The sequence below is a fragment of the Rothia gullae genome (assembly GCF_024294905.1).
Classification (GTDB): Bacteria; Actinomycetota; Actinomycetes; order Actinomycetales; family Micrococcaceae; genus Rothia.
In genome coordinates this window covers 1-4344 of record NZ_JANCOC010000011.1, presented here as the reverse complement: position 1 = coordinate 4344, position 4344 = coordinate 1, and the positions used below count along the sequence as shown (strand labels likewise).

General features: G+C 54.7%; 6 protein-coding genes. 1 reads left to right on the top strand and 5 read right to left on the bottom strand.

Translation table 11 applies throughout. The annotated features are described in order from the left end of the window. Positions 1 to 248: 248 nt before the first annotated feature. Positions 249 to 1166, bottom strand: coding sequence for a LysR family transcriptional regulator ArgP (locus NML54_RS07185; RefSeq protein WP_254757031.1), 918 nt, complete (start codon positions 1164 to 1166; stop codon positions 249 to 251). 207 nt (positions 1167 to 1373) lie between these two features. Here NML54_RS07185 and NML54_RS07180 point away from each other — a divergent pair, with 207 nt between their 5' ends. Next, complete coding sequence (locus NML54_RS07180) at positions 1374 to 2006, top strand: LysE/ArgO family amino acid transporter (protein WP_254757030.1); 633 nt, start codon at positions 1374 to 1376, stop codon at positions 2004 to 2006. Positions 2007 to 2032: 26 nt separating this feature from the next. Here the strand turns inward: NML54_RS07180 and NML54_RS07175 are convergent, their stop codons facing one another. The 4 genes from NML54_RS07175 to NML54_RS07160 are packed head-to-tail and all read right to left on the bottom strand — an operon-like array spanning position 2033 to position 4066. Further along, positions 2033 to 2371, bottom strand: a complete 339-nt coding sequence (locus NML54_RS07175) for a hypothetical protein (protein WP_254757028.1) — start codon at positions 2369 to 2371, stop codon at positions 2033 to 2035. Further along, positions 2346 to 3299 (bottom strand): D-mannonate dehydratase, encoded by a 954-nt coding sequence (locus tag NML54_RS07170; protein WP_254757026.1) that lies wholly within the window; start codon positions 3297 to 3299, stop codon positions 2346 to 2348. Before NML54_RS07170 ends, NML54_RS07175 begins: the two co-directional genes overlap by 26 nt. 27 nt (positions 3300 to 3326) lie before the next feature. Then, a complete protein-coding gene (locus NML54_RS07165; protein WP_254757024.1) occupies positions 3327 to 3470 on the bottom strand; it encodes a hypothetical protein in 144 nt (47 codons plus the stop codon). Positions 3471 to 3517: 47 nt separating this feature from the next. Beyond that, positions 3518 to 4066: a GTPase gene (locus tag NML54_RS07160; protein WP_254757022.1), complete on the bottom strand. Its 549-nt coding sequence runs from the start codon at positions 4064 to 4066 to the stop codon at positions 3518 to 3520. Positions 4067 to 4344 lie beyond the last annotated feature (278 nt).

The following is a 4344-nucleotide window of genomic DNA, read 5'->3' as shown; positions in this document are numbered from 1 at the left end:
GGGGGGGGGGTTGTGGTTGGTTCCGTGGGTGTTGGTTGGTTTGGGGCTTTTGTGTGGCGTTTTTTTTATTTCCTTTGGGGGGGTGGGGGGGGGGGGGGGGGGGGGGGGGGGCCCCCCGCCTCTGTATGTGTGGTGGGGTGTTATAGGGTTTTATTACCTGGTTTTTGTATTCTTATATAAGAATATAGTCTAGTCAGATATATTTTTAATAATTAGGTTAATCTCAGGATCTTGAATTAAGGAACTTTTTAGTAGACCAGGTCGCCTCGCGCCGCTTCGTGGACGCGGCGGGTTACGGTCTCCATAACGGGCGAGTTGATGTTCCACCGCTGCCAGTAGAGGGGGAATTCTACCGGGGTCGCGGCAAGTTTCACGAGGTGCCCGCTTTCGAGTTCTTCGGCGCATTGCGCCTCAGGTATGAGACCCCAGGCAATACCGGAACTGACGGCTCGCGCATAGTCCGGAGATGAGGGAATGTAGATGGTGGGGCTTTGGGTGAAGGTTTCTTCAGCCTCTAGACCTACCTCTTTTTCAATGAGGGCTCGTGCCACATCCTGCACAAAGTCTTTACGGTCGTATTCGACAACGGGGGCACGATTGAGCTCTTCGCGACTCATGATCTTGGGCCAGCCGGGTAGGTACCGCTGCACGTAGTCAGGGGTGGCAACGCACCAGTAGCGTGCCACGCCGAGGGTTTCGACGGAGCAGCCGGGGATTTTTTCGGGTTTGGAGGTGATGACTGCCATAACTTCTCCGGATCGGAGCATGGCGGAGGAGTGGAATTCGCCTTCTCGTCGCAGGTCGCAGAAGATGCTGTCTTCGCGGCTGAGGGTTCCTACGGCGTCGAGGAACCAGGTGGCGAGTGAGTCGGCGTTGACGGCAACGGAGACGCTCTGGAAGCCGCCGGCGCCCATGAGTTCGCGTTCCATTTCTTGCTGCAGGAATTCGCTTTGTCGGGCGATGCGCAGTACGCTTTGTCCGGCGTCGGTGGGGGTGACGGGGTTGCTTCGGCGTAGCAGGACCTTTCCGGCGATCTGTTCCATGGCTTTGATGCGCTGGGAGATGGCGGAGGGGCTCACTCGTAGGATATCTGCTGCCGCGTCGAAGGTGCCGTATTCGACGACGGTTGCGAAGGTGCTGAGCTGGTCGGTACTGAAACGTGTCATAAGAATATCTTACGCAGTGTGAAAATATTTAGATAGATTTAGGGTCCTTTTTCCCGTATTCTCGTCTATGGCACTTTACACTTCAGCTAACGCAGGCTACATCCTGCATCACGAGCTTTTGCCTGGCAAGCTGGTAGTAAGAGAGCCGTTACCCGCCACTGCGTACGCGGTCTTATACCCCGTTTAATCAACATAGAAAGTTTCACAATGTCCGCCTCCCTGTCCCTACTATTTCTGGGTGCTACCACCACGATTTCTTTGGTAGCGGCTATTGGCGCCCAGGGAACTTTTGTGCTGCGTCAGGGTATTTTGGGTCGGCATATTACCCCGATTATTATTTTCTGTATTCTGTCGGATGCTCTGATGATTAGCTTGGGAGTTGTGGGCCTGGGTGCCCTGTTGGATGCGGCGCCGTGGTTTATTGAAGTGTTCCGCTACGTGGGTGCGGCGTTTTTGGCGTGGTTTGGTTTTGAGGCTGGCCGCCGCGTGTTTACTCCGCACTCGATTGTGGTTGATGATGCGGAGGGGGGTTCTCAGTCGTTGAAGGCGGCTCTGCTGACCACGGCGGCGGTGACGTATTTGAATCCGCTGGCGTGGTTGGATACGACGATTCTTTTGGGTTCACTGGCGAACGCCCAGGGCGATCCGGGCCGTTGGTGGTACTACCTAGGCTGCTGCTGCGGTAGCCTAATCTGGTTTTTGATGTTGGGCTATGGTTCGCGCCTGTTGCGTCCGCTCTTTGCGCGCCCTTCAGCGTGGCGTGTTTTGGATAGTGCGACGGCTCTTCTAATGGCGTACCTGGTGTTCAACCTGCTGACGATGAACCTGTCGACTCACTAGCTTTTATCCCCCCCTGACTTGCCTCCTTATGCTTTGTCAGTCGATTTTTCAGTGCTCTTCTCCTCTTCGAGGGGTATGAGCACTTCATTTTTGGGCATGGTGAGTAGGCCCAGGTAGATATCGCGAATGATCAGGATGTGCTTGATCCGCTCAATCATGGGCTTGAGGAAGCTTCGGGCGTATTTTTCGTCGCTACTGGTGGTTGCAACGAAGCTGAGCCCGGAGAACACGGCAACAATCATAGACACCTTAATGACGACGGCGTTGATGTTGGTGTCTACGCCGAGGATTTTGAGGTGTTCGGGTTTGATGCTCATCCAGGATTCGATGGTGGTGTCGCTAATGGCGATGGACGAGAAACCCATGAAGAATCCGAAGACGAGCAGCATAAAGAAGGTCGCCTGAATGATCTGCCCGATCATCGGGATGATGAGGTTGCTCCAGGGCGCGATTTTGAGGGAGGATTTTCTTCTCTTCGACCCAGTCTTGGGCGGTGTGCCAGATTCCGCCTTCGAGTGCTGCGGCATGCTCATAGTCATTGTCGCTAAAGCGTGCGATGTCGTCGCCTCTCGAGCGCCCCAGCAGGCGCGCTGTGCGTTCCAGGGAGGTTGTGTGACGACCACGAAACACGGCGAGTAGCCCCATGAGGCCCAGAACCGCCCAGGTGCGCGGGAAGCTGAGTCCGTTGGCAAGCTTCCAGAGGTCTGCGTTCACGAAGATAAAGAGCACGGACACCATGAGTACGGGTAGTACTTTCGCAATCATGGGCGGCAGGGAGGCGAGCTGGTGGATGGCGTGCTTGAGGGACCAACCGATTACGGTATCTACGCCCAGGAAGATGGCGAGGTAGATTCCGATAACGATGAGCGGGAATACTTGGCCGCCGTCGTAGACGAAGTCGAGGCCGTCGAGGGTGTTGGACGCAAAGACACCGGCGGTAAAGAGCATTCCGGCAAAAAGTACGGTAAGAATACCCGTGGTGATTTGAACCCACCGCGGGGTGCGAACCATCAGCACATGGGTAAGAGTAATCAACACACCGGAGATGACCGGCATGACGAGGAAAATCCCGCCGAGTACGAGCACTGGGAGTACTTTGTTATTGAGGGTGCTATCGCTCGTGAGAGCTTTGATGTAGTTCGGTAGGGAACCTTTCACGTCCTCTACGACAAAGAGGAGAATATCGCGCAGGAAGATATAGCAGATATGCATGATACCAGCCCACAGGATCCACGGCACGGAGAGTGGGAACGCATCGAGAGCACGTTGACGGGCAGGAATGATGAGGGGCACACCCTGTTTGCGGAACCAGATATTGCTCTACTTTAGCATGTCAGCCTTGCTGTAGTGCTGAGTGGTGTAATGCTGGGGTTGCACCGCTTCTGCAGTGGCTTTAGCGTGCAGTCGTGTCCAGATGGGGCGTGCGTCCTTCTGCTGCGGGGTGTTCTGGTCCTGTGCGCTCATGACATACCACTCTACAGGGGTTGAGAACCTCTTTTATCCGAAGGCTCCTATAGTTCTTCTCGCTGGAGTTCAGCTCCGATAAAGCGGCTGTAGGCGCCCATGAGGAGGGCAGCTGCTTCTTCCTGTTCCTCGTAGATGCCCAGCTCCTCGTCCTCACGACCCGTGTAGGTACCGCTACTGATTTCGAGCAGGGATAACGGTCCTTCTGCAGTCTCCGGGGCTAGAGCATCTAGGATGAAGCTCAGGGTTTCTTCTGATTCTTCAGCTATGCCCATGAGCCGCCCCAGGCGTGTACCCGGGTAGGGTGCGATGGTGAGGACGTCTTCGTTCTCGCATTGGATAATGCGTGCGACAGGAATAATATCCCCGTCTGCGGTCTCTTCGAGCAGTAGCTCGGTGGAGAGGTCGATATGGCTTTCCTCGCTCTGTAGGAGCTGCCTGGGCCACCAGAGGTGAATGTATTCGGTCAGTGTCGCCCAGGTTTCGTGAGGCTCCAGTGTGCTCTCTACGTAGAATGCTACCGTTCGTTCTTCGCCGTTGTGTTGGCGCTGCTGATCGACTGGCTCTGGTGCGTGGGAAAACATAGAGTAGTGCATGGTTCTACTCTATCCCAGTGTGTCTGTGAAGAGCATTCTCCTTGTAAACGAAGCATCATAGACAAGGGCCTGAGGGCACAAAAAAGGGGCAGACCCATACGGGTCTGCCCCTTTCTAGCTTTAGCTGTTAAAGCAAAAGAACCCGCGTAAGCGGGCTCTTTTTATTGCCTATTGGATTGTTATCCAAAAACCATACAGTGAACGCAAACACACAATTATCCTGAAAAGTAAGCCTTCGGCCTATTAGTACCAGTCAACTCCACGAGTCTTCAGTCCCC

Coding starts and splice junctions, on each gene's coding strand:
- NML54_RS07165 (WP_254757024.1), bottom strand. CDS start 3,470: ATGAGCGCACAGGACCAGAACACCCCGCAGCAGAAGGACGCACGCCCC.
- NML54_RS07175 (WP_254757028.1), bottom strand. CDS start 2,371: ATGGGTTTCTCGTCCATCGCCATTAGCGACACCACCATCGAATCCTGG.
- NML54_RS07185 (WP_254757031.1), bottom strand. CDS start 1,166: ATGACACGTTTCAGTACCGACCAGCTCAGCACCTTCGCAACCGTCGTC.
- NML54_RS07160 (WP_254757022.1), bottom strand. CDS start 4,066: ATGCACTACTCTATGTTTTCCCACGCACCAGAGCCAGTCGATCAGCAG.
- NML54_RS07180 (WP_254757030.1), top strand. CDS start 1,374: ATGTCCGCCTCCCTGTCCCTACTATTTCTGGGTGCTACCACCACGATT.